Here is a 25,252-nt window from a genome sequence, read left to right on the forward strand (position 1 = left end):
GACTATGAGTACAGACCAATATGTCCATATATTAGACATTCCGTTTATAAACACAACAAAAGAACAGTTTATTGCTCAACAAGTATTGCCGGCATTAAGCCAAAATATACCTTTACATATTGTGACGGCCAACCCTGAGATTGTGATGGAAGCACATCAGAATCCGCGCTACCATCAGATTGTTAAGGAAGCGGATTATGTGGTTCCAGATGGTATTGGAGTCATTATGGCTTCAAAACTGGTTAATAATCGTTTGAGTGAAAGAATACCAGGTATTGAATTATTCGAGCGAATGTTGGAAATTGCTCACGATCATAATAAGTCAGTTTATTTTTTAGGGGCAAAAGAAGAGGTCGTTGAACAAGCCGTGACCAATATTCAATATCAGTATCCAGGATTAGATGTAGCGGGATATCATCATGGCTATATTGATATCCATGATCAGGCTGTTTTCGATGAGATACAAACTGAAGAACCAGATTTTATTTTCGTAGCACTTGGTTTTCCGAAACAAGATGAATGGATTCATCACTATAAGGGAATAGTAGGGAAAGGTATACTAATGGGAGTTGGAGGCAGCTTTGATGTCATGGCTGGTGAATCAAAGCGAGCGCCTAAAGCATGGATCAAGTTAAATCTCGAATGGTTATATCGCTTAATCAAACAACCATCGAGGTTGATTAGAGTGCTTAAGTTACCGTTATTTCTAATCAAGGTCTTATGGGGGAAATATATCAAAAAAGGTTGATCCCCATTGCGTATCCTTCATTTAAATGCAGGGAATGAAACAGGTGGAGGCATGCATCATATCTTATCCCTTTTATCACAATTTAACCGAGGTGAAGTCGTGTTAGGTGTGTTTGAAGAGGGGGAGATGTTAAGACGTGCCCAAGAATTAAATATTGAAACGGTGCTGTTTAAGCAAAGCAAGCAACATGATTTTAAAGTATTGCCTGATTTAGTGAAATTCATTAATCGTAATAGCTTCTCCTTCGTGCACACTCACGGACCGCGGGCAACGTTTTTAATGGCTTTAATTAAGTGGGCCATTAAGTCACCAATCTTAACAACGATCCATAGTGATCCTCGTCACGACTTTTTAGCGCAAGGCTTAAAAGGGAGAATATGTTACTACTTGAATCGACTGTCATTTAAAGTAGTCGATCATTTTGTCGTGGTCTCGTCCAAATTTTCTGAGCTTATGCAGAATCAATATAAAATCCCCAAAACAAAAATTTCCACCATCCTAAACGGCATAAATTTCAACGTTCAATACGAACCTTATAGTAAAGAGGAAATGGGTTTTGATAAAAAGTCTATTTTAATCGCGATGGTGGCAAGGATTGAGCCTGTTAAACAGCCATTATTAGCCATTAAAATGATTGAAGAGGTTATTAAAGAACATTCTAATGTACGTTTAATGATGATTGGAACGGGTATATACAAAGGAAAAGTCGAACATTACATTAAGCAACACAATTTGACAGAGCATGTTCATTTATTAGGCCATCGAGATGATGTGCAACGATTGATTGTTTCATCTGATTTACTATTGCTCACGTCTAAAAGCGAAAGTTTTCCATTAGTTTTATTAGAAGCGGCTCGCGCAAAAGTGCCGATTATCACAACAGATGTTGGCGATGTAAAAAAATTAATTCCTAGTTCGGAATATGGTTGGGTTGTCAATCAAGATAATCAAGCGATTACTGACATAGTGCAACAAGCTATTAAGTCAACAACAGATGGTACAGGTAAGAAGAAAGCGAAACAATTGTATCAATTTGCTTCGTCCAAATATTCATTGAAACAATTCAGTGACTCCGTACGTCAAATATATGAAAACGTTAAGATTTTATAGACCCAAAAACATTTCTAACGAATGACTTGCAAAAAATGTTATAATAAGGACTATTAGTCAAACGTACAAATATGTTAAAATGATGTTCGGTATTTTTATGTTAAAGACAAGAAGGTGACCACAGTGACGCAAGAATTAATAATTATATTCCTATCAACGTTTGTATTAGCGGTGATAGTGACACCTTTAATTATAAAATTAGCTAAGAAATATAATCTCGTCGATTGCCCGAATGATCGGAAGAAACACAATGGTTCAATTCCATTAATGGGTGGGTTGGCGATTATTATCCCTGTCTTAATTATGGGGATCATATTGCAACCTGAAAGTGAACACATGTTAGGAATCGTTATAGGTGGCTCGCTAATTATCATAGCTGGTGTCTTAGATGACCTATTATCATTAAAACCACTCACGAAGCTAGTCATCCAAGTTGCAGCTGCTGTCATTGTCATGTCTTCTGGATTAATGATTGAAGCATTGACAGTTCCATTTATGGGCCACGTCGATCTAGGAATTCTAAGTTATGCAGTAACATTGTTATGGATTATCGGTGTAACAAATGCGCTTAATTTAATTGACGGATTAGACGGTTTAGCTAGTGGGGTTGCCGCCATTGCTTTTGGCAGCATTTTAGTCATGGCTATTAGTGATGGGACAACAGTTGTGATTTACCTGAGCATCTTATATGTCGCAAGTTTGTTAGGTTTTTTAGTTTACAACTTTTACCCAGCGAAGATCTTCTTAGGAGACACAGGTTCACTATTTATTGGTTATTCACTAGCCGTTATTTCAATGCTCGGTTTATTTAAGAATGTAACAGTATTCAGTTTTATCGTACCAATTATGGTATTGATGATTCCGATATTTGATACATTATTTGCGATTATTAGACGGACAATTAATAAGCAACACATTATGACCGCTGACCGTATGCATATTCACTATGTATTGTTGGGGTTAGGTTTCGGGCATCGGAATACCGTTTTAATCATTTATGCATTTAGCATCATGTTTGGTGCTTTAGCGATTGTCTTTACGAACGCAACCATGATTTTGTCGTTAATCATTATGGCATTCTTAGTTATTGCATTACACTTTTTGGCTGAACTGACAGGACTCGTTTATGGTGGACGAATGCCGATTATTCGACGGCTTAAGAAATTGGTGAATTTAAAATAATGTGTTATGAACTTCGTGCTTTAAGAAAGATGGTACACTAGTATCATCTTTTTTATGTGTAATACGACATTTAAAATTGTGGGTTGAGCAGTATGATTCTAAAAACATATTGCGTTACATGCGAATTTATAAGATAATACACATTGTTTGTAGTACTTTGTGATGTAGGAAAGTGGGAATCGTTATGCGATCGGCAATCACTGTTTTATTTGAACAGATAAAATATTTTTATTTAGTGCGTCGACTATCATTATATGAAATAAAGAGTAATACATCTTCAAATTATTTGGGGATGGCATGGGAACTCATTCAACCAGCGATCCAAATCACAATCTTTTGGTTTGTGTTTGGTTTTGGAATTAGAGGACGAGCACCAATAGGAGATGTTCCTTTCTTCCATTGGATGTTAGCTGGAATTGTCGTTTGGTTCATGATAAGCCAAAGTATTCTCAAAGGAACGAAATCGATCTATTCCAATGTACGGATCCTGTCCAAAATGAACTTCCCGATGAGTGTGATTCCAAATTATCACATCTTTGCGCAGTTATATCCACATCTTGTGTTACTAGGGTGTGTGTTAGTGCTCATGCAATTTTTAGGTTATGGGGCTAGTCTTCATTATCTCCAATTGCCTTATTATTTATTTGGCACATTAGCGATTTTGTTTAGTTTAACCTTAATCACGTCGACACTCGCTACCATTGCGCAGGATGTTCATAAGTTTATTCAATCAATCATGAGAATGTTATTATATTTATCACCAATCTTGTGGCCGCCACAAACGCTTGACCAAGATTGGATCGTTACAATTATGAAGTTAAATCCGTTTTACTATATCATTGAAGGTTATCGTCAAGCGATATTAGGTAATGGTTGGTATTTCATTGACCAATGGGAGTATACACTTTATTTTTGGGCTATAACAATCATCCTATTTATTATGGGATCCTACTTGCATGTGAAATTCAGAAGACATTTCGTAGACTTTATTTAAAATTGGATGTGTCAATATGAGTAAAACCGTAAAGGTGAATAATGTATCAAAACGTTATAAATTATATGGTCGTAAATTAGATAGGCTGCGCGACTTAATCGTCCCAGGCAAATCTTACGGGAAAGACTTTTACGCCTTGAATGGTGTTAGCTTTGAGGCGGAACATGGCGATATCATTGGATTTGTTGGGGTAAACGGCTCAGGGAAATCAACGCTCTCGAATATTATTGCAGGTGTAATCCCACAAACGTCTGGTGAAGTAGAAGTCAATGGCCAAGCAGCTTTAATCGCCGTTAATATTGGCTTAGACCGTAAGCTGACAGGTCGAGAAAACATCGAGTTGAAATTGTTAATGTTAGGATTTAATAAGAAACAAATCAGAGAGCTTGAACCTGATATCATTGAATTCTCTGAATTAGGTCAGTTCATCGACCAGCCTGTTAAATCTTATTCCAGTGGTATGAAATCACGGTTAGGCTTCTCAATTTCGGTTAATATTGATCCAGATATTCTTATCATTGATGAGGCACTTTCAGTCGGAGATAAAGCATTCGCAGAAAAAAGCTTAGCGAAGATGAAAGAATTCAAAGAAGCAGGGAAGACGATGTTCTTTGTCAGTCACTCAATCGGACAAATGCGCTCTTTTTGTGAGAAAGTATTATGGTTAGAATATGGACAAGTGAAGAGATATGGGCCTGTTGATGAAGTGTTGAATGAATATGAACAGTTTTTGGATCAGTATAAACACATGACCAAGAAAGAGAAAAATAAACACCGAAAAGCAGCATTAAAACGACAAAATCTGGTTGAATAATTGTAGAATCCTGTTGTTTATATTCGATTCTCTTATGTTATAATTTATAAGAGTGTATGCATCAAAATCAATTCGGTAACTAAGTAGGAGGTAACTATGACACAATTAATTGCAGCCCATGGGGGCGAATTAGTGAATCGAGAATTACCAGCTAATGAGCGCGAACAAGCGTTGAAGGAAGCTGCTGATTTGAAGGTTTTAGAAGTGAATGATTGGGAAGTATCGGATATTGAATTAATTGGTATTGGTGGTTTTAGTCCATTAACTGGATTTATGGGCAAAGAAGACTACGAAAATGTTGTGCGTCAGACGCGTTTAGCTGATGGCACAGTATGGAGTATTCCAATTACTTTATCTGTCACAACTGAAGAAGCTGATAAATATTCAATTGGAGAAACTGTTGCGCTTAAAGGTGCAGACGGTGTGATTTACGGAACATTAACAGTTGAAGAAAAGTATGAAGCTGATAAACAAGTAGAAGCACAGAATGTTTATGGGACAACTGACGATGGCCATCCAGGCGTTAAGAAATTATTCGAACGTGGTGATGTATACATAGGTGGTCCGATTACGTTATTAAATCGACCAGATCACGGCGAGTTTGAAAAGTTTTATATGGATCCAGCTGAAACGCGTCAAATGTTCAAGGATTTGGGTTGGAAGACGATTGTAGGATTCCAAACACGTAATCCAGTTCACCGTGCGCATGAACATATTCAGAAAACGGCTTTAGAAGCTGTTGATGGACTTCTATTAAATCCATTAGTTGGTGAAACGAAGTCAGATGATATTCCAGCAGATGTTCGAATGGAAAGCTATCAAGTCATTCTAGATAACTATTATGTAGATGAGCGTGTGCGGTTAGTTATTTATCCAGCTGCCATGCGCTATGCTGGACCGAAAGAAGCGATTTTACACGCGATTGTACGTAAGAACTTTGGTTGCACGCACTTTATTGTGGGCCGTGATCATGCTGGTGTCGGCGACTACTATGGCACATACGATGCTCAACGATTCATTGAACAATTCGAAGACGAATTAGGCATGACGATTTTTAAATTTGAACATGCTTTCTATTGCACGGTTTGTGAGAACATGGCTTCAGCTAAGACATGCCCTCATGATAAAGAAAACCATGTGCATTTAAGTGGTACAAAAGTTCGCGAGTTACTCCGTAATGGCGAGCGGCCACCAAAAGAATTTTCAAGACCAGAAGTAGCAGATGTACTTATTAAAGGTATGAAGCAAGTATAAAAGGGGAACTATCCCAATGACTTTGGAAATGGTCTTAGTATTAATGATCACTATAGCCATGTTTGTCGGGTTACTATTTGAAGTAGCCCGACCAGACATGGTTGTTTTTACAGCATTAGGTATTTTATTGTTAACAGGGATTTTAACACCTGACGAAGCTCTTAAAGGGTTTTCAAACGAAGGCATGTTAACGATTGCCTTATTGTTTATTGTGGCTGGGGCTGTGCAGAAAAGTGGCGTCACAGATCGACTGGTGAGTAAGTGGCTGCAAAACACACGATCCATGGCAGGTGTCACGGGTAAATTTTTCGCACCGTTATCGTTGTTTTCGGCATTCTTGAACAATACACCAATCGTAGTTACATTCACGCCTGTGTTACGTAAATGGTGTCATGATAAGGGGATTGCCCCGTCTAAATTGTTGATACCATTGTCTTATGTGACGATTCTTGGTGGTACGATTACCTTGATGGGGACATCAACAAACTTAGTGGTTCACGGGATGTTGAAGGATTACGGATTTGGAGGGTTTTCATTTTTCCAATTAGCGATTGTTGGTGTGCCAGTGACAGTGATTGGTTTGGTATATGTGACTTTAATCGCGCCCAAGATTTTGCCGTCATATAAGAGTTTTCAAGATAAGATGCGGGAAAATACGCGGGAATACATAGCTGAATTAACTGTGGGCAGTGATTTCCCTTATACGAATCAATCAGTTGTTGAGGCTGGCTTGCGTGATTTGGAAGGATTGTTTTTAATCGAGATCCTGCGTGATAATGAGATTATCTCCCCTGTTAGTTCACATACTGTGATTCGTGCTAACGACCGTTTGATTTTCACAGGCTTAATTTCAACGATTGCTGACTTAGAGAAAATAAAAGGGCTGTATCTGGAGACAGGGACGGATCTGAAGTTAGAGGATCTTAAAAATGGTGATGGTCAGACGCAGCTGTTAGAAGCTGTGGTATCACATGATTCATCATTACTGAATAAAACGATTAAACAATCACAATTTCGCTCACGGTATGATGCTGGTGTCATTGCTGTTCACCGCAATAATGAGCGAATTCAAAGTAAAATTGGTGATATTGTCTTAAAGCCTGGGGATACGTTGTTGTTACTCACAGGCGATCATTTTATCGATAATCATCAGCATTCCGATGATTTTTATGTCATCTCAAGTTTAGGAACGCCGAAGAAATTAAATGAAGACCCAGTCAAAGGCTGGTTCTCGATCATCGTGTTAATTGCGATGGTAATGTTAGTGGCGGTAGGCTTATTAAGTATGTTTAAGGCGATGTTGTTGGCCGTGTTATTATTATTGATTGGACGAGTAGTAACACCTAATGAAGCGGCGGGGTATATGCAATTCCATGTGCTTCTATTAATAGCAAGTGCCATAGGAGTTGGAACCGCCATGACTAAGACAGGTCTAGCGGATTACATAGCACAACAAACGTTGAGTTTAGTTGAACCATTAGGGCTATTGGCTATTGTTGTGTTAGTCTATCTATTAACGAATCTATTTACTGAATTGATCACCAATGCTGCGGCAGCTGTATTAATGCTTCCAATTGCGATTGAAATGGCTGGGCAGTTGAACATTGACCCGATTGGATTAGCTGTTACTGTAGCGATTGCAGCTTCTGCTAGTTTTGTCACGCCAATTGGCTATCAAACGAATTTAATTGTTTATGGACCAGGTGGCTATAAGTTTAGCGATTATATTAAAGTAGGATTACCATTATCATTAATCGTCATGATTGTTACAACAATGATTATTTCACAAGTATGGATTTAGGAGGATTATAATGACAAAATCAGAGAATATCGTTTGGCATGATTCAAAAGTAGTTAAAGAAGAACGCCAAAAACAAAAAGGTCAGAAAAGTGCTGTTGTGTGGTTCACAGGTTTATCTGGAGCAGGGAAATCAACTATTTCAGTTGAGGTTGAGAATGAGCTCTATCGCCAAGGCTTACACACGTTCCGTTTAGACGGTGATAATGTCCGTCATGGATTGAATAACAACTTAGGATTCAGCGCTGAGGACCGTGCTGAAAACATTCGTCGTGTCGGTGAAGTAGCTAAATTAATGTCTGATGCTGGCTTATTAACGTTAACAGCTTTTATTTCTCCATATCGAGAAGACCGTGATAAAGTTCGCGAAATTATGGATGACGACGAATTCATCGAAGTCTATGTGGCTTGTGATTTAGAAGTTTGTGAATCACGCGACCCTAAAGGCTTGTATCAAAAGGCAAGAGCTGGTGAAATTAAAGGATTTACAGGTATCGATGACCCGTATGAAGAACCTAAGAATCCTGAGTTAGTGGTTCATTCTGATCAGAACTCATTAGAAGAATGTGTTCAGCAAGTTGTTGATTACTTAAGACAAAATGGTTATTTTGAGGCGTAAATGATGATTAAGGAATTAGCGAACATTGCACTTGATGCTGGTAGGGAGATTATGGAGATTTACAAGAAAGACTTTGATGTCGCATATAAAGAAGATGAATCCCCATTAACGATTGCGGATGAACAGGCTCATGCTGTTATTGAAAAAGGATTACGCCACCATTTTCCGATGACGCCTATTTTAAGTGAAGAAGGCGATGACATTACTTATAGTGAACGAAAGGAATGGGATCAATTCTTTCTAGTTGATCCACTTGATGGCACAAAAGAATTCATCAAGAAAAACGGTGAGTTCACGGTTAATATCGCGCTTGTTGATGGCGATTACCCTTCTGTTGGCGTTATTTATGCGCCTGCGTTAGACATTTTATACGTAGGGATTATTGGTGAAGGAACTTATAAATTAAGCCAAGCTTCAGAAGCCAATATTGAAACAAAAGATGATATGAAGAATCTTAGTCAAACGCTTCCGTTAGAACTAACAAGAGATTCGGTTCGTGTTGTGGCGAGTCGTTCGCATATGTCTGAAGAAACAGAGGCGTTTATCGAGGAGCTCAAAGCAGAAAATGGCGAAGTTGAGACTGTTTCATCAGGTAGTTCATTGAAGTTCTGTTTAGTGGCTGAAGGTGAAGCGGATTATTATCCACGATATGCACCAACGATGGAATGGGATACAGGTGCAGGGCAAGCGATTGTCGAAGCTGTTGGTAAGACGGTTGTGAGATATGAAGACGATGAGCGGTTTTATTATAATCGAGAAAATTTAACTAATGGTTGGTTTTTGGTGAAATAGAAGAAGAGCTTATTCCTTTAGGTAGGAATAAGCTCTTTTTGTTTAATAAAGGTAGTTACTTGGTAAACTAACGTTCTCGCGTTCGCTTAATTTAATATTATCTTCTTTGTATCGCTCTTGTAATTGCCGTTGCATCTCTTCAGGTAGAGTGTAGCGTTTGTAATGTATCTTATAACTTATTTTATTTTGTAAAAAGGTTCGTGGCCAAAGTAACCCGAAACGTTTGGTTTTTTTGGGTTCAAATTTACCCTCAGGGTTTTGCTTTGTTTTAAAGAAATAATTTAATCGTCTTGCTAAACGGGCCTGTAAAACACCATAGCTTTTATTTGTTGGATAATCATCATATTCTGGTATTTTCTTAACACCTAGGTAATTTAATAATTTTAATAAATAACCATCAGGATCTTTTTTCAGATTCTCGTAAATGAATAAGTAATAATCATCTCCGAAAATGTCTTCGACCAAATTAAGATACTCATTGTATTTATATTGATCTAAGACATCGTGATCTTCTAATTTTTGTAAGTAATCGTCTGCTTGTTTGTACCCACCCATATGTAAGTATTGGATGTACAAAGAAGTCATCATTTGTACTTGTTCACGAATACCGATAATTAATTTAACATCATATTGATCTTCCGGGAAAACACGTCTTAGATCTTTTAGTATACTAGTGTGTTTTTTAGGCTTTTTTTGCTTAAATGGACTGCCAGATAGACCTTCATAAGAAATTAAAGTAGGTTTTCCTTCTTTTCCTAATTCATCAAAACGATTTCTGATTTCTAGAATATCTTCATCATTTAACTTACGGACACGTAAGCGGTACAGTTCATCTTTGATTTTCTTATTTTTGATATGTCTTACCTTTTTCAAATTGGGGAATATATTTTTTTGAAGAAAGGTGGTAGCCGTTTTATGATATCCAATATGTAAATAAATTGTTTTTCTCATTTTTAATTTACACCCACTTTTTATTGATTACATGCAATTAAATTTTAAAGCAAAAATTTTTAAGTAGCAAGGTTATAATACAAGTTATAGTTAATCATGCTATAACTATTTAATTTAAAATGGAGTATGACTGAGAATTTTAATTAATTCGATATTTTAAATAAGAATCATGAAACCAATTAATCATAATAATCGTCTAATAAGTGAATGACTGATTCAAATTGATTAAGCGCCACTTATCATAATATGTTAAAATACATATTAGTAAAAATTTATTTGTTGAAATTTGTTTAAGCTTAGTAAGGGAATTAGAATACAAAAATGTGAAGCACTCAGTTAGGATTATACTTAAATATTGATTTATAAGTAAGGTGTGAAGTGTCATGAAAGTATCAGTCATCGTACCTGTTTTTAATACAGAAGATTATGTAAAAGATTGTATAAAATCAATCCAAGACCAATCACATTATGACATAGAGATTATTGTTGTAGATGATGGTTCGGTTGATAAAAGCATGGTTTATGTAAAAGAATTAGCAAATGAGGATCCTAGAATTAAAATTGTAGAGTTATCAGAACAAAGCGGAGTTGGTTACGCTAGAAATGTTGGAATTGAGCATGCCGCTGGTGCGTATTTATATTTTGTAGACAGTGACGATGTCATTCATCATCATGCGATCAAAACATTAATAGACCATGTTGATGAGAATGATGCCATTATTTCTGGCAGTATTTCTACTATACGATCATTGGATGAGATGGACCAATTTGTACAAAATGAAGTCCCAAAAATAAAAGTACGAAAAACTTCGAGTATTTATACAAGTAGAACGGTTCAAAAAGTATTATACTCGAGAACATTTGTTGAAGACAATGACATCAAGTTCTTAGAAAACACTAAAATGTATTCTGATTATGCATTTGTATACGATGTTATCTCATTACAACCCTACACGAAATATACAAGAGATAGTCGGTATTTTAGACGTAAACGGAATGACTTAATACAAAATCCCAACATTGAAGAAACGAGTTACTATGAAAAATGCTTAAACTATTTTGATATGTATTTAACCCTAGAGCCAAGATATCGTGAAAATGATGCCATGAAATATCGATTAGATGTCGATTTAATGAATTTCTATCGTAAGACATTTTTGAATTATATGCGAGAACAAGATGATTTCGATCAGGTTTTTCGTAGGTTATCTGAAGTGTTCAATCAACTTTCACATAGAGTTTATAAAAAGCAGAACCCATTAGTGAAACGAGAAATAAAGGCCATTCAAGAATTAAATCAATATCGATTTGTAAAACTTATTCGGTCTCATCACTTACTAAGTGATTTGAAAAGAAGTGTCACTAAACGAACCAATCTAAAAAAATTCATATACAATCGAGTTTTTCAACGAATGTCTGTTAAACCAGATTATATTGTGTTCGAAAGCTTTATGGGGAAAGGCTACTCTTGTAACCCGAAAGCCATTTATGAGTATATGTACAAACTTCACCCCGAGTATAAATTCATTTGGGTGAATAATGGTAATCACTTATCAATCCCGGATAATCCTAAGCAAGTTAAAAGATATTCATTAGCTTATTATTACTATATGGCACGTTCGAAATATTGGGTGTTTAACACAAGGCTGCCGAAACATGTAAAGAAACGAGATGAAACCGTTTATCTCCAAACATGGCATGGTACACCTTTAAAGCGATTAGGTTTGGACATTGAAGAGGTTCAAATGCCAGGTACTGATACTGGACGTTATAAGAAGAACTTCACCCAAGAAAGCAGTCGTTGGGATTATTTGATTTCACCCAATCAATATTCTTCTGAAATATTCAAACGTGCGTTTGATTTCAATAATCAATTATTGGAGTTTGGTTATCCACGAAATGATATCTTGTATCAAGCGAGTCAATCCTACATTGATCAAATTAAAAAGAAAGCTGGAATTCCTGTCAATAAAAAGGTGGTTTTGTATGCCCCTACTTGGCGTGACAATCAATTTATTGAGAAGGGTAAATACTCGTTTGAATTACCATTAAACTTGGATCATTTTAGAGAAGAACTATCAGATGAATATGTTCTTGTATTACGACTTCATTATCTAGTAGCCAATCAGTTAGACCTAACTGGTTATGAAGATTTTGCGTATGATTTATCAGCGTTTGATGACATTGCCGAGCTATATTTAATTTCTGATATCTTAGTAACCGATTATTCCTCAGTATTCTTTGATTACGCTAATCTTAAGCGCCCAATTCTGTTCTATACTTATGACTTAGACGATTATAAAGGCAAAATTCGCGGATTGTACTTTGATATTGAATCAGAAGTGCCAAGTCCGTTGTTGATGACATCCGAAGAAGTGATTGATGCCATTCAAAATATTGAAGACATTAATGAGAGATATCAAGCCAAATATGATGAGTTTTATCAACGGTTTTGTAGTTGGGAAGATGGTGAAGCTGCAGAAAATGTTGTTAAGACAGTGTTTGGGAAAGAAGCTTAGAGGCTTAATATTATTAAGCCTCTTGATAAAATTTGATAAGCAATTTAAATATATGGTTTGCAATGGCTAATCGCTCTATTTCTCGATAAATATTCCCATTTATCGAAACTATTGATATAATGTCGATTATGAAATTATAAATTCAGATAATAGAATAAAGGGTGAATGTGTTGGAAGAAGAAATTAGTTTGAGAGAAATTATAAATCGATTATGGGAAGGTAAGTGGATTATTGCAGGTGTTACAGTTGTCGCTATTTTAATTAGTTTTATTGTTAGTTATTTTATTATGAGTCCAACATATCAAGCTGACACAACCGTAAGAGTGAGTCAACCAAATTATCAACTCGGAACGGCATCTGATTATGTTAGTGGAGTGGTTGGAACTGATATATTTGTTCGAACGGCAGAATCGCCAGAAGTGTTATCGGCAGTCCTTGAAGAAGAAACTCAAGGAAATCGTTCAGTTAATAGTTTGAACAGTAGTCTGACATTTGAAGTGGGGGAAGCTGAAAATCCATCGATTATTGATATTAAGATATCAGGTGGCGACAAACAGCAAATCACAAATCTATTACATAGCGTGATCACAAAAACAACTAATAACTTATCAACTTCAGTTCAAGATCAATTAAGTCGATTAGAAGAACAATATAGTCAACAAGCTGAAGAAAAAGGAAAAGAGTTACAAACTAAAATCAATGAGTATAGTGATATGCAAACCGGAAGTGGACTTCCGTCATTAGTTTTATTTGAAGATATCGCAAGCAGTTCACAATTCTTATTAGAAGCAAACGAAGAAATGATGAGTGAGCTACGAGATCTTGATAAAGTCGCGCAAATAGAGTTTGAACAAATTAACGATGAGATTGATCGGTTATATGAAGATCACAACACGTATGTTCAATATCTCGAAGACGTGCAATCGGCTCAATCACTTAATGTTGTGGAAGAATCAATTCATATGATATCTGAACCGTATGCAGGTGATGCTCCGGTTAGTCCTAACAAAATACTTAATTTAGCTATTAGTTTAGTTCTAGGACTAATGGTTGGTGTATTCGTGGTGTTTATCAGAGCTTATATGAAAGAAACAAAATAATGATTAAGGTGGCACGTTAAATGTGCTGCCTTTTTAATACGGGTGTTAGCTATTGTCAGATGCGGTTGGAAATTGTTAATTCTTGTGTTATATTTAAATAGGTAAATAATCTAGTAGATTAATGGTTTATCGTTCGGAGGGACGATTATGACGTACAGAAATCGAATAGCAATATTAATGCTTTTAGATTCATTAATTGTATTATCGGCAATTTTCCTTAGTTCCTATATTCTTTATGATACATTCGCGATGAGAGAAGATGTGCTGTTAATTTCAGCTATTGTATTATTTGTGGCACATCATGTGTTTGCAGTATTTTATGGACTTTATCAGAAAGCATGGGAATATGCGAGTATTGGTGAACTTTTCATCATTTTTAATACCGTAACATTGTCAATTTTATTTGCAGCGCTTACTCAATATGTTCTACAAGGCAGTATTATGCTGCGCGCATTACTTGTTACATGGATGTTGCATATGTTGATGATAGGTGGTTCACGATTTGCTTGGCGAATGTTTCGTGATAATTGGTTCCAAACTATTAAAGGTAAGAGACGAACTTTAATTGTTGGAGCTGGTTCTGCTGGGACTATGGTAGCTAGACAGTTATTGTCGAGTCATGAAACTGAACTTCACCCTGTGGTTTTTCTTGATGACGATCCTAAAAAGGAAAAGATACAATTCCTAGGGATTCCTGTAAAAGGTACAGTAAAAGATGTAGTAGACATAGTTAAACAAGAAAAAATCGAACATATAATTATTGCAGCGCCTTCAATGCCACAAAGTAATTTAAATACAGTGTTTGAACAGTGTTCTGAAACTAAAGTGCACACTCAAATCATGCCCAAAATGGAAGATATCTTAACTGGTAAAGTATCCATTAACCAATTCCGTGATGTAGAAGTAGAAGATCTACTCGGGCGTGAACCAGTAGAATTAGACACGGTTAGTGTATCCAGTTACATAACAAATAAAACAGCCCTAATCACAGGAGCTGGCGGGTCCATTGGATCAGAAATATGTCGACAAATCGCTGAGTTTTCCCCTGAAAAACTTATCTTATTAGGTCACGGTGAAAACAGTATATACAAAATAGAACGTGAGCTACAAAACCAGAAAAAAGGCAATATCGAAATCATACCTTTAATTGCTGATATTAAAGATCGCGCCCGAATGTTTGAGATTATGTCGTTTTACCAACCTGATGTAATCTATCATGCGGCTGCTCATAAACATGTACCGTTAATGGAAAGCAATCCATTTGAAGCTGTAAAAAATAATGTTTTCGGAACTAAAAACGTAGCTGATGCAGCAAATGAAGCAAAAATTGGCACCTTCGTGCTTGTTTCTTCAGATAAAGCGGTAAAACCAACTAATGTGATGGGATCGACTAAACGGATAGCCGAAATGGTTGTGCAGCAATTAAATGAAAAAAGCAACACTAATTTTGTTGCAGTTCGATTTGGAAATGTGTTAGGCAGTCGAGGTAGTGTGATCCCATTATTTAAAGAACAGATATCTCAAGGTGGTCCGGTTACTGTGACGGATCCGGAAATGACACGATATTTCATGACCATTCCAGAGGCTAGTCGTCTAGTAATTCAAGCTGGAGCCCTAGCAAGAGGTGGAGAAATATTCGTGCTAGACATGGGTCAGCCTGTTAAGATTGTGGATTTGGCTAAGAACCTTATCAAACTTTCAGGTTTTACTGAGGAGGAAATTGGCATTGTCTTTTCAGGGATACGACCAGGTGAAAAAATGTATGAAGAATTACTAAATAAAACCGAAAAAACAGAACGACAGGTATTCCCGAAAATTTACATCGGAAGAAGTGTGATGGATGATCAACCATCTATTAATCTCATAACCAAAGATTTAGAAACTATCAATCAAAATGATGTTTCAAACTATGTGATAAAACTAGCAAACGGTCAGTATGATGAAGTGAAAAAGTTTTCATATTTGAAAACATTATCCTAAGGAGAATTTGATGTGAGTAGAGTCAAAAAAGCCATTATTCCTGCAGCTGGTCTCGGAACTCGTTTCCTGCCAGCAACTAAAGCTTTACCTAAAGAAATGCTACCAATTGTAGATAAGCCGACAATACAGTATATCGTTGAGGAAGCGATTGATTCAGGTATTGAAGATATTATTATCGTAACAGGTAAAGGTAAACGCGCGATTGAAGACCATTTTGATAATTCATATGAATTAGAAGATACATTGATTGAAAAAGAAAAGTACGATTTACTAGAAAAGGTAAGGAAGTCTTCTAATGTAGACCTGCACTACATAAGACAAAAAGAACCTAAAGGTTTAGGGCATGCAGTATGGTGCGCCCGTAAGTTTATCGGTGACGATCCATTTGCAGTTTTATTAGGCGATGATATCGTCCGCGCTGAAACACCTGGATTAAAGCAACTAATAAACGAATACGATCGAACTGATAGATCTATTATTGGGGTTCAATCTATGCCTGATGGTGAAACCAATCGTTATGGCATAATTGATCCATTAGAGCAGAATGGTCGTTTATACGGTGTTAATAATTTCGTAGAAAAGCCTGATTTGGGCCAAGAACCTTCTAATCTAGCCATCATGGGTCGTTATGTTCTGAACCCTGAAGTGATGGATTATTTAGGTGAACACAAAGTTGGAGCTGGTAATGAGATTCAATTAACAGATGCGATTCAAGCATTAAATGAAAAAGAATCTGTTTATGCTTATGACTTCGAAGGTCGACGTTATGATGTTGGTGAAATTAAAGGCTTTTTAAAGACAACGATCGAGATGTCGTTAGAGCGTGATGATGTGAAAGAAGAAATGCTAGATTTTATGGATGAAATCACTAATTTTTATAAAATGAATTAATATGAACAAAATTGCTCCGACCTTCTATAATTTAATGGACAGATGAATCAGAAGGAATGATAAGTGAAATTTTATATGATTAGATCCACCTAGTTCACGTCAATTATAAAAACTAATTAGCATCTATTAAAAATTAAATTTTAATAGAACCACAGCGTTTTGAATAAATTGTGATTTGCAGTAATTCTTTCATCACAGAAGCAATATATTGTAAATCGACTGTTTATTAAAATAATTATTATAATGGACTTCTAAATCTTTACGTTCGTTAAAGGTACTAGAAATGAAATTGATTGGATAGGTAGAATTTTAACATAATTCAATTATTGTTTATGACTAAAAGGATGATTCAAATAATGAATAGAATAAATGTTTTAGTATTAAGCTCTGGCAGAAGAGTTGAGTTAGTAGAACAATTCAAAAAAGCAGGCAAAGCCCTAGGGATAAACTGTGAAATTATAGCAGGAGATAACTCTGAATTAGCTCCGGCCCTGTATTATGCAGATAAATCTATTATAACTCCCAGAATTGATGAACCAAACTATATCTCATTTTTAATTGAAGTTTCAAAAAAAGAAAACATCTCGCTGATTGTACCTACAATAGATACCGATTTATTACTTTTAGCAAAAAATAAAGAATGGATAGAAAAAAGTGCTGGTGTAAAAGTGTTAATTTCTGATTACAACGTAATCGATATTTGTAGGGATAAGTTTAACACCCACAATTTTTTATTATCCAATGGATTTAAAGTCCCTAAAATGTATTCTGAAGTAGAAATCAATGATAAAGTTTATCCATTATTTATTAAACCAAAATCAGGCAGTTCAAGCATTAACACATTTAAAGTTAGTAGTGAGAAAGAACTAAAAAATTATAAACCAATGATTGATGAACCAATCATTCAAGAGTGTTTGGCTGGAGATGAATACACTGTTGATGTTTTTTTAGATTTTGAAAGTAATGTGATCTCTATCGTGCCTCGATTGAGAATAGCTACTAGAAGTGGTGAAATATCTAAGGGAAAAATTGTAAAGGATCAAGACATAATTAGAGATGTCCATTCATTAATGAAGACTTTAAAACCTATTGGCCATATTACAGTGCAACTGTTCAAAACAAAAGATGGTATCAAGTATATTGAAATAAATCCGAGGTTTGGTGGTGGCGCGCCAATGAGTATTCAAAGCGGAGCTGATTCATGCGAATACCTATTTAAGTTGTTGAGTGGTCAAGAACTTAAATATACAGAAGATTATAAAAACGGAATGATCTTTTTAAGATTTGACAGAAGTATTGCACTTGACGAAAACTTAAACATTTATAATGATTAGGGATTTTAAAGGGTGGGGCTTTTTTATAATGGATAATATAAAAGTTGTAATATTTGATTTAGACGATACGCTTATATCTGAAAAGCAGTTTGTGAGAAGTGGGTTTAAACATGTTTCTAAAATAATAAGTAACGAATATAATTTGGATAACGAATATGTATATTCATACCTTTTAGAGTTATTTAATCATAATTCTAAGAATATTTTTAATAGGCTATTAGATAAAATAGGATTTTCATACTCTGATGAGCTCATTTCTTTTTTAGTATATGAATACAGAACACATAAACCTGATATCTATTTTTATGAAGATGTGGTTCATAATATAAAAAAATTAAGAAACAATAATGTGAAAGTTGGAATGATTACAGACGGTTTTCACGAAACGCAAAGACAGAAAATTGAAGTAATCAACGCTAAAACGTATTTCGATGAGATAATTGTTACAGATGAGTTGGGTGAAGGTTTCTGGAAGCCTCACCCAAAAGCCTTTGAAATAATGAAAGAATTATTTGAAGTTGATTTTGAAGAAATGTTATACGTCGGTGATAACCCTGACAAAGATTTCTTTATATCTAAAATTCACCCAATTACTACTATGCGAATTCTGAGATCAGAGGGGGTTTATATGGATGATAATTATTTAAAAAATGTCAGGGAAGATGTCAGAATAAAAAACTTAAATGAGCTTACAAGCTGTATTATAAAAGAATAAGGAGTATCTTTTTATGGAAAAAAAAAGAGTTGCTATGACTGGTCCTTTTGCTGATGTAAATTTTGGTGACTATGCTATGCTCGTAAATAATCTATTTGATCTATATGTTGAAGATGTATTGTTATTTACATATGATGATAAATTTCTTAACAAGATAAAAGAAGACTATTTAATGGATTTTAATTTAGAAATTAGAAGTGTTTTACTAGCCGAGGAGTTTAAAAATTATACTAATACAAATTATGCATTCACTCCAATTGAAATTATTTCAATGATTAATAATTACGATGAATTACTAAATGAGATGAGGAATGTAGATGTTTTAATAGTTAATGGCGGGGGCTATTTTAATAGTTTATGGAGTAAGCCGCATAGGTTGGAACGTTTAGTGAAGATTATTGCACCAATACTAATTGCTAATCAATTAGGAAAAGAAATCGCCTTTACTGGTAATAGTTATGGGCCTTTTGAAGATGATGTTAATTTCTTTTCTTCCATATTAGGATCTTTGAATAACGTTACTTTCGGTTGTCGAGATGATTTATATTCTCCTATCTGGGCTCGTCAAGCAGGCATAGTGGATAAGAATATAAAAAAAATACCTGATGATTTATTGTTTATAAATAATAACTTAAAAAAGTGGCCTAAGAATTATAACATTGAATGTGACAATTATATTGTTATGGAAACATATTTACCTTTGGATTATCTTGAAGAAAATATTGAAAAGTTTAGAACCTTCACCACATTAATGTACAATAAATATGGTGTAAAAACCGTATTTTTGCCTCTTCATCTAGGAAATGGTGGATTGGAGCAAGCCGAATTTCTTAGTAAGCATCTTGATTACTTCGAATATGTAGATATTAGCGAAAAAGGATATCTCCCTATACAGGATTCTATAGAAATAATACAAAACGCGACATTCTTAGTTTGTTCACGTTACCATTCCTTTGTTCTTGCTTTAGAAAATGAAACTCCAACAATGAGTGTCTTAAAAGAAGTGATGGGAGATAAGCGATACTATTATAATAAGAATGCAGGTGTATTAAATCTTGTTCTTAATAATACTGGGTTTGATGAAAGATATTATTTAGGAACCGACTTTATTAGAACGTTAAAATATATTGAGAAAGACTTTATTCAAATTGTTAACGAACAAAAATCCAAGTATAATTTACAATATCTTAATAATAAAAAAAACTTGTATAGCATAAGAGAAAATTATTTAAGTCAAATAGTAAATTGATAGGTGAGTTAAAAATGATTTATAGAAGGTATTTTAAGCGTTTAATAGATATTGTTTGTAGTATGATAGCTTTAGTTCTTTTATCCCCACTTTTTCTAATTATTGGCCTAATAATAAAGATAGAATCTAAAGGAAAAACCTATTTTACTCAAACAAGAATCGGTATGAATAAAAAACCATTTAAAATTTATAAATTTCGAACTATGTTAAGGTTTGAAGATAGTTATTATTTAGATGGAAGACCAATTGAGAATTACGATCGGATAACTAAATTTGGTAACTTTTTAAGAAAAACTAGTTTAGATGAGTTACCACAAATTATTAATATATTTAAAGGTGATATGTCATTAGTTGGACCCAGACCCACATTGTTGTACCAGGTAGAGAAATATGATAAAACGCAAGAAAAGAGATTGAATGTAAAGCCTGGACTTACAGGATTAGCGCAAGTGAGTGGGCGAAACAGTCTATCCTGGGAAGAAAAGATAAAGTGTGATTTAGATTATGTTAACCGCTTAACTTTCTTTAGAGATATTGGTATTATTTTTAAAACATTTCTAGTGGTTTTAAAATCGGAAAAAGTAGAATTTACTAATCATGATGAAATAAGTAGTCATTCTAACGATGTAAGGAAAGACGTTGAAGGGTGACTACATCTTTAATTTACAGATAATCGAACTTATTATTTCTATTAATTACTTTATAAAAATTATGATATGGGTGTCTATTATGCAATATAATATACTTTTCTTAACTTTAGGAAACATTGATTTGAATGAAAGGAATCTTTATACAGAATTTATTAATGCTATTTCAAAAAATAACATTAATATTTTCATTGTTTCTCCTAATGAAAAACGCAAAGGTTTACCTGATGATTTGATAGAACATAAAAACATTAAAATTCTTAAGGTGAAAACAGGTAATATTACGAAATCCTCTAATATTATTGAAAAAGGGATATCAACACTTAAGTTACAAAGACAATATATAAAAGCAATCAAAAAATATTTTAGTGATATTGATTTTGATATGGTTGTCTATTCGACACCCCCAATAACATTCGATAAAGTAATTAAGTACATGAAAAGAAAACATAATAGCTCTTCATATCTCATGCTAAAAGACATTTTTCCACAAAATGCTGTGGATTTAGGTATGTTTAGTAAGAAGTCTTTAGTCTATAAATATTTCCGTAAAAAAGAAAAAATACTCTATGAACACTCAGACTTTATAGGTTGTATGTCACAAGGTAACATCAATTACTTACTTGAAAACAATAATATTAATCCTAATAAAGTGGAGTTATTTCCGAATGCTATTATTCCTAAAGACATCTGCAAAACTAGTGGTCGATCTTATCTATTAAAATATGGCGTCCCAGAAGGAAAAACGCTGTTTGTTTATGGTGGTAATATTGGAGTACCTCAGGGGATTGAATATATTAAAGAGGTTGTTTCTAAATTTAATCAAGTACATAGTTCATTCTTATTAATTGTTGGCTCAGGTGCGAAATTTAATGAACTTAAAGACACTATTGAAATGAACGATATTAGAAATGTAAAGGTGTTAAACCGTCTTCCAAAGGATGAATATGATGAACTACTCAAAGTTGCAGATGTCGGCCTTGTTTTCCTTGATTACAGATTTACAATACCGAATATTCCATCAAGGCTTACTGCTTACATGGAGCACTCTTTACCTACATTAGCAGCAACTGATCCAAACACAGATTTAAAAGATATATTATATGAATCTGGTAGTGGATATTGGACAGAAAGTAATAATGTTGAAAAGTTTATAACGCTAGCAAATACATTAGCTTCTGATAAACAAAAAAGAATAGAGATGGGTAAGCTAGGTAGATCATATCTAGAGAAAAATTATGATGTTAGAAAAAATGTAAAAACTATACTAGCTCATCTTAAAAAGGACGATTAATATGTTTCATAATAAAACAATCTTAATAACAGGTGGTACTGGTTCCTTTGGTAATGCCGTTATGCAACGCTTTTTAGATACGGACATTAAAGAAATTCGTATTTTATCACGAGATGAAAAAAAACAAGATGATATGCGAAAGCAGTACCGCAATAACAAATTAAAATTTTACATAGGTGATGTGCGTGATAAGCAAAGTGTTAAAGATGCTATGTATGGTGTTGATTACATTTTCCATGCTGCGGCTTTAAAGCAAGTCCCGTCATGTGAGTTTTTCCCGATGGAAGCTGTGAAAACAAACGTACAAGGTACAGAAAATGTGTTGCAGGCAGCAATTGAAACCGGCATTAAAAAAGTCGTTTGTTTATCTACGGATAAAGCCGCTTACCCAATTAATGCGATGGGCATTTCGAAAGCAATGATGGAGAAAGTGTTCGTCGCAAAATCGAAAACCGTTGATCCCAATCAGACGTTAATCAGTGGTACACGATATGGTAATGTCATGGCTTCACGGGGTTCGGTAATTCCGCTGTTTATTGATCAAATAATGAATGGAAAACCGATAACTATAACTGACCCCAATATGACTAGATTCCTTATGACACTTGAGGAAGCTGTTGAACTTGTAGTTTTTGCCTATGAAAATGCTGAAGCCGGGGATATTATGGTTCAAAAAGCTCCTGCTTCAACGATTGGAGACTTAGCACAAGCATTAAAAGAACTCTTTAATGTCGATAACGAAATAAAAGTAATTGGGACAAGACATGGCGAGAAGTTATATGAAACACTTCTTACCAAGGAAGAGCATGTTGTAGCAGATGATTTAGGTGGATTTTACCGTGTACCAGCAGACACGAGAGACCTCAATTATGATAAATACTTTGTCGAAGGTAACGAACAATTATCAACAGAAGACGAGTATAATTCGCATAATACTGAGCGGTTAACGATCGAACAGGTTAAACAGAAATTATTGACTTTGGATGTGGTCCAAGAAGCACTGAAAGGTTGGCAATCATAATGAAAATCTTGATAACAGGATCAAATGGTTTTATTGCCAAAAATTTAATAGCTGAATTACAAAGCCAAGGTTATGATGATTTATTATTATTTAATCGTTGCAATACACTTAATGAACTAGATAACTATTGTAAAGATGCTGATTTTGTATTTCATTTAGCTGGTGTAAACAGGCCAAAGCGTGATGAAGAGTTCATGGAGGGTAACTACAACTTAACTAAAGAATTGCTTGATAGATTAGAGTTTTATAATAATCGAAGCCCAATATTAATTACATCATCTATACAAGCTGAACAAGATAATCCCTATGGTAAAAGTAAAAAAGCTGGGGAAGATATAGTATTTGATTATGGTGAAATAAATAATATCGAAACATACATTTATCGGCTACCTAATGTGTTCGGTAAATGGTGTAAACCTAATTACAATAGTGTTGTCGCTACATTTTGCTATAATATCGCCAATAATTTACCCATTCAAGTGAATGATTCAACTGTTGAAATGGAACTTGTTTACATTGATGATGTGATAAGGGAATTTATACAAGCTTTAAAAGGTACCCCTAATGTAATCAATCAATTTTGCGAAGTGCCAACTGTTCATTACGTTACATTAGGTCATATCGTGGAATTAATTCAATCGTTTAAAGACGGTCGAGAGGATAAGAGGATTCCTGATATGTCTGATGAATTCACGAAGAAACTATATAGTACATATTTAAGCTATTTAGACAGAGATAACTTTAGCTATCCATTAAAAATGAATGTTGATCACCGTGGTTCATTCACTGAAATTCTAAAAACACCTGACCGCGGGCAAGTATCTGTCAATGTTAGCAAACCAGGAATTACAAAAGGTAACCATTGGCATCATACAAAAAATGAAAAATTCATAGTGGTTTCAGGTGAAGGTGTGATACGTTTCCGCCGTTATGGATGCGACGAAATAATAGAATACTACGTTTCTGGTGAAAAACTTGAAGTAATCGATATTCCTGTGGGATATACACATAACATTGAAAACCTAGGTGATACGGATATGGTGACACTTATGTGGGCAAATGAATTGTTCGACCCTGACAACCCTGACACGCACTATTTGGAGGTTTAATAGCATGGAAAAGTTAAAAGTCATGACAGTAGTTGGAACACGGCCAGAAATTATACGCTTGTCGGCTGTTATTAATAAATTAGAACAATCAGATGCCATTGAGCATACACTTGTTCACACAGGTCAAAACTATGATTATGAATTAAATGAAGTCTTTTTTAATGATTTTCATTTGAGAAAACCGGATTATTTCCTGGATGCTGCACAAGGTTCAGCAATAGAAACTATTGGTAATATCTTTATTGCCATTGACCCCATTTTAGATGAAGTAAAACCAGATGCACTGCTGGTGTTAGGTGATACAAATAGTTGCTTAACTGCAATAGCAGCCAAACGCAAAAAGGTTCCTATTTTCCATATGGAAGCAGGAAACCGTTGTTTTGATCAACGAGTACCTGAAGAAACAAATCGGAAAATTGTAGATCACACCGCTGATATTAATCTCACTTATAGTAGTATTGCTAGGGAGTATTTAATTAATGAAGGATTATCAGCAGATCGAATTATTAAAACAGGTAGTCCAATGAATGAAGTATTAAATTCAAGAAAAGAAGATATAAAGAATTCTAATGTATTAACGGATCTCAATCTTGAAAAGAATAACTATTTTCTTGTTTCAGCTCATAGAGAAGAAAATATTAATTCGGATAAAAATTTTAATGATTTAATGGAAAGTTTAAACTACATTGCCGAACGATTTAACTTACCAGTAATAATTAGCACTCACCCACGTACAAAGAATATGATTGAATCTAACAGTGTTGAATTACACCCATTAATTCAAACTTTGAAGCCTTTAGGGTTTAACGATTATAACAAATTACAAATAAGTTCACGAGCGGTCTTAAGTGATAGTGGTACAATTAGTGAAGAATCTTCTATATTAGGGTTTAGGGCATTAAATATTAGAGAGGCTCATGAACGTCCGGAAGCAATGGAAGAAGCATCAGTAATGATGGTAGGCTTAAAAAAAGAGAGAATTCTACAAGGGCTAACAGTATTAGAAACTCAGGGTGAAGGTACTTTAAAGTTGGTAAATGATTATAGTATGCATAATGTTTCTGAAAAAATATTACGAATTTTAATTTCTTATACTAACTATGTCAATAGTGCGGTGTGGAGGAAATAGTA

General features: G+C 34.6%; 22 protein-coding genes. 21 read left to right on the top strand and 1 reads right to left on the bottom strand.

All coding sequences use genetic code 11. From position 1 onward, the window contains the following. Window positions 1-4 precede the first annotated feature (4 nt). The 9 genes from J2S77_RS12530 (at window position 5) to cysQ (ending at window position 9,311) form a co-directional block, all read left to right on the top strand. Window positions 5-748, top strand: coding sequence for a WecB/TagA/CpsF family glycosyltransferase (locus J2S77_RS12530; protein ID WP_306977858.1), 744 nt, complete (start codon window positions 5-7; stop codon window positions 746-748). Between the two features lie 6 nt (window positions 749-754). Further along, window positions 755-1,858, top strand: coding sequence for a glycosyltransferase (locus tag J2S77_RS12535; RefSeq protein ID WP_306977860.1), 1,104 nt, complete (start codon window positions 755-757; stop codon window positions 1,856-1,858). A 123-nt stretch (window positions 1,859-1,981) separates the two neighbouring features. Next, on the top strand, window positions 1,982-3,040 hold the full coding sequence (locus tag J2S77_RS12540) for a glycosyltransferase family 4 protein (RefSeq protein ID WP_306977862.1): 1,059 nt from the start codon (window positions 1,982-1,984) through the stop codon (window positions 3,038-3,040). A 184-nt stretch (window positions 3,041-3,224) separates the two neighbouring features. Then, window positions 3,225-4,034: an ABC transporter permease gene (locus J2S77_RS12545; RefSeq protein ID WP_306977865.1), complete on the top strand. Its 810-nt coding sequence runs from the start codon at window positions 3,225-3,227 to the stop codon at window positions 4,032-4,034. Between the two features lie 16 nt (window positions 4,035-4,050). Continuing rightward, window positions 4,051-4,848 carry a teichoic acids export ABC transporter ATP-binding subunit TagH gene (gene tagH / locus J2S77_RS12550; RefSeq protein ID WP_306977867.1) on the top strand — a complete coding sequence of 266 codons (798 nt, stop codon included), beginning with the start codon at window positions 4,051-4,053 and terminating at the stop codon, window positions 4,846-4,848. A 96-nt stretch (window positions 4,849-4,944) separates the two neighbouring features. After that, window positions 4,945-6,102, top strand: a complete 1,158-nt coding sequence (sat, locus tag J2S77_RS12555) for a sulfate adenylyltransferase (protein WP_306977868.1) — start codon at window positions 4,945-4,947, stop codon at window positions 6,100-6,102. 16 nt (window positions 6,103-6,118) lie between these two features. Next, window positions 6,119-7,903, top strand: coding sequence for an SLC13 family permease (locus tag J2S77_RS12560; RefSeq protein ID WP_306977869.1), 1,785 nt, complete (start codon window positions 6,119-6,121; stop codon window positions 7,901-7,903). 10 nt (window positions 7,904-7,913) lie between these two features. Beyond that, window positions 7,914-8,519, top strand: a complete 606-nt coding sequence (gene cysC / locus J2S77_RS12565; protein WP_306977871.1) for an adenylyl-sulfate kinase — start codon at window positions 7,914-7,916, stop codon at window positions 8,517-8,519. Between the two features lie 3 nt (window positions 8,520-8,522). Then, window positions 8,523-9,311, top strand: coding sequence for a 3'(2'),5'-bisphosphate nucleotidase CysQ (gene cysQ / locus J2S77_RS12570; protein ID WP_306977873.1), 789 nt, complete (start codon window positions 8,523-8,525; stop codon window positions 9,309-9,311). Between the two features lie 42 nt (window positions 9,312-9,353). Here cysQ and J2S77_RS12575 read toward each other — a convergent pair whose 3' ends face one another. Continuing rightward, a complete protein-coding gene (locus tag J2S77_RS12575) occupies window positions 9,354-10,262 on the bottom strand; it encodes a sulfotransferase domain-containing protein (RefSeq protein ID WP_306977874.1) in 909 nt (302 codons plus the stop codon). Between the two features lie 383 nt (window positions 10,263-10,645). Between J2S77_RS12575 and J2S77_RS12580 the strand changes: the two genes are divergently transcribed. The 12 genes from J2S77_RS12580 (at window position 10,646) to wecB (ending at window position 25,250) form a co-directional block, all read left to right on the top strand. Continuing rightward, complete coding sequence (locus J2S77_RS12580; RefSeq protein ID WP_306977875.1) at window positions 10,646-12,781, top strand: bifunctional glycosyltransferase/CDP-glycerol:glycerophosphate glycerophosphotransferase; 2,136 nt, start codon at window positions 10,646-10,648, stop codon at window positions 12,779-12,781. A 170-nt stretch (window positions 12,782-12,951) separates the two neighbouring features. Then, the gene (locus tag J2S77_RS12585; protein WP_306977876.1) at window positions 12,952-13,881 is read left to right on the top strand and encodes a Wzz/FepE/Etk N-terminal domain-containing protein; all 930 of its coding nucleotides are present in this window, start codon (window positions 12,952-12,954) and stop codon (window positions 13,879-13,881) included. A gap of 147 nt (window positions 13,882-14,028) precedes the next feature. Then, window positions 14,029-15,861 (top strand): nucleoside-diphosphate sugar epimerase/dehydratase, encoded by a 1,833-nt coding sequence (locus J2S77_RS12590; RefSeq protein ID WP_306977878.1) that lies wholly within the window; start codon window positions 14,029-14,031, stop codon window positions 15,859-15,861. Between the two features lie 12 nt (window positions 15,862-15,873). After that, window positions 15,874-16,752 carry a UTP--glucose-1-phosphate uridylyltransferase GalU gene (gene galU / locus J2S77_RS12595; protein ID WP_306977880.1) on the top strand — a complete coding sequence of 293 codons (879 nt, stop codon included), beginning with the start codon at window positions 15,874-15,876 and terminating at the stop codon, window positions 16,750-16,752. 356 nt (window positions 16,753-17,108) lie between these two features. Beyond that, window positions 17,109-18,086 carry an ATP-grasp domain-containing protein gene (locus tag J2S77_RS12600; RefSeq protein WP_306977882.1) on the top strand — a complete coding sequence of 326 codons (978 nt, stop codon included), beginning with the start codon at window positions 17,109-17,111 and terminating at the stop codon, window positions 18,084-18,086. Between the two features lie 28 nt (window positions 18,087-18,114). Then, window positions 18,115-18,801 carry an HAD-IA family hydrolase gene (locus J2S77_RS12605; RefSeq protein ID WP_306977883.1) on the top strand — a complete coding sequence of 229 codons (687 nt, stop codon included), beginning with the start codon at window positions 18,115-18,117 and terminating at the stop codon, window positions 18,799-18,801. Window positions 18,802-18,814: 13 nt separating this feature from the next. After that, complete coding sequence (locus J2S77_RS12610; protein ID WP_306977886.1) at window positions 18,815-20,050, top strand: polysaccharide pyruvyl transferase family protein; 1,236 nt, start codon at window positions 18,815-18,817, stop codon at window positions 20,048-20,050. Between the two features lie 14 nt (window positions 20,051-20,064). Beyond that, on the top strand, window positions 20,065-20,700 hold the full coding sequence (locus tag J2S77_RS12615; protein WP_306977887.1) for a sugar transferase: 636 nt from the start codon (window positions 20,065-20,067) through the stop codon (window positions 20,698-20,700). A 79-nt stretch (window positions 20,701-20,779) separates the two neighbouring features. Next, the gene (locus J2S77_RS12620) at window positions 20,780-21,991 is read left to right on the top strand and encodes a glycosyltransferase family 4 protein (RefSeq protein WP_306977888.1); all 1,212 of its coding nucleotides are present in this window, start codon (window positions 20,780-20,782) and stop codon (window positions 21,989-21,991) included. Between the two features lies 1 nt (window position 21,992). Beyond that, window positions 21,993-23,012 (top strand): nucleoside-diphosphate sugar epimerase/dehydratase, encoded by a 1,020-nt coding sequence (locus J2S77_RS12625; protein ID WP_306977890.1) that lies wholly within the window; start codon window positions 21,993-21,995, stop codon window positions 23,010-23,012. Then, on the top strand, window positions 23,012-24,121 hold the full coding sequence (locus J2S77_RS12630) for a capsular polysaccharide biosynthesis protein CapF (RefSeq protein WP_306977891.1): 1,110 nt from the start codon (window positions 23,012-23,014) through the stop codon (window positions 24,119-24,121). Before J2S77_RS12625 ends, J2S77_RS12630 begins: the two co-directional genes overlap by 1 nt. Window positions 24,122-24,125: 4 nt before the next feature. Next, window positions 24,126-25,250: a non-hydrolyzing UDP-N-acetylglucosamine 2-epimerase gene (gene wecB, locus J2S77_RS12635; RefSeq protein WP_306977892.1), complete on the top strand. Its 1,125-nt coding sequence runs from the start codon at window positions 24,126-24,128 to the stop codon at window positions 25,248-25,250. Window positions 25,251-25,252 lie beyond the last annotated feature (2 nt).

This window comes from Alkalibacillus salilacus (assembly GCF_030812915.1).
In the GTDB taxonomy this organism is placed as follows: domain Bacteria; phylum Bacillota; class Bacilli; order Bacillales; family Alkalibacillaceae; genus Alkalibacillus; species Alkalibacillus salilacus.

Bases quoted from the DNA above. Each gene is read 5' to 3' on its own strand.
- J2S77_RS12630 (WP_306977891.1), top strand. From the start codon at position 23,012: ATGAAAATCTTGATAACAGGATCAAATGGTTTTATTGCCAAAAATTTA.
- wecB (WP_306977892.1), top strand. From the start codon at position 24,126: ATGGAAAAGTTAAAAGTCATGACAGTAGTTGGAACACGGCCAGAAATT.
- J2S77_RS12530 (WP_306977858.1), top strand. From the start codon at position 5: ATGAGTACAGACCAATATGTCCATATATTAGACATTCCGTTTATAAAC.
- cysQ (WP_306977873.1), top strand. From the start codon at position 8,523: ATGATTAAGGAATTAGCGAACATTGCACTTGATGCTGGTAGGGAGATT.
- J2S77_RS12590 (WP_306977878.1), top strand. From the start codon at position 14,029: ATGACGTACAGAAATCGAATAGCAATATTAATGCTTTTAGATTCATTA.
- J2S77_RS12610 (WP_306977886.1), top strand. From the start codon at position 18,815: ATGGAAAAAAAAAGAGTTGCTATGACTGGTCCTTTTGCTGATGTAAAT.
- cysC (WP_306977871.1), top strand. From the start codon at position 7,914: ATGACAAAATCAGAGAATATCGTTTGGCATGATTCAAAAGTAGTTAAA.
- tagH (WP_306977867.1), top strand. From the start codon at position 4,051: ATGAGTAAAACCGTAAAGGTGAATAATGTATCAAAACGTTATAAATTA.
- J2S77_RS12575 (WP_306977874.1), bottom strand. From the start codon at position 10,262: ATGAGAAAAACAATTTATTTACATATTGGATATCATAAAACGGCTACC.
- J2S77_RS12545 (WP_306977865.1), top strand. From the start codon at position 3,225: ATGCGATCGGCAATCACTGTTTTATTTGAACAGATAAAATATTTTTAT.
- J2S77_RS12625 (WP_306977890.1), top strand. From the start codon at position 21,993: ATGTTTCATAATAAAACAATCTTAATAACAGGTGGTACTGGTTCCTTT.
- J2S77_RS12580 (WP_306977875.1), top strand. From the start codon at position 10,646: ATGAAAGTATCAGTCATCGTACCTGTTTTTAATACAGAAGATTATGTA.
- J2S77_RS12620 (WP_306977888.1), top strand. From the start codon at position 20,780: ATGCAATATAATATACTTTTCTTAACTTTAGGAAACATTGATTTGAAT.
- J2S77_RS12560 (WP_306977869.1), top strand. From the start codon at position 6,119: ATGACTTTGGAAATGGTCTTAGTATTAATGATCACTATAGCCATGTTT.
- J2S77_RS12615 (WP_306977887.1), top strand. From the start codon at position 20,065: ATGATTTATAGAAGGTATTTTAAGCGTTTAATAGATATTGTTTGTAGT.
- J2S77_RS12600 (WP_306977882.1), top strand. From the start codon at position 17,109: ATGAATAGAATAAATGTTTTAGTATTAAGCTCTGGCAGAAGAGTTGAG.
- J2S77_RS12605 (WP_306977883.1), top strand. From the start codon at position 18,115: ATGGATAATATAAAAGTTGTAATATTTGATTTAGACGATACGCTTATA.
- sat (WP_306977868.1), top strand. From the start codon at position 4,945: ATGACACAATTAATTGCAGCCCATGGGGGCGAATTAGTGAATCGAGAA.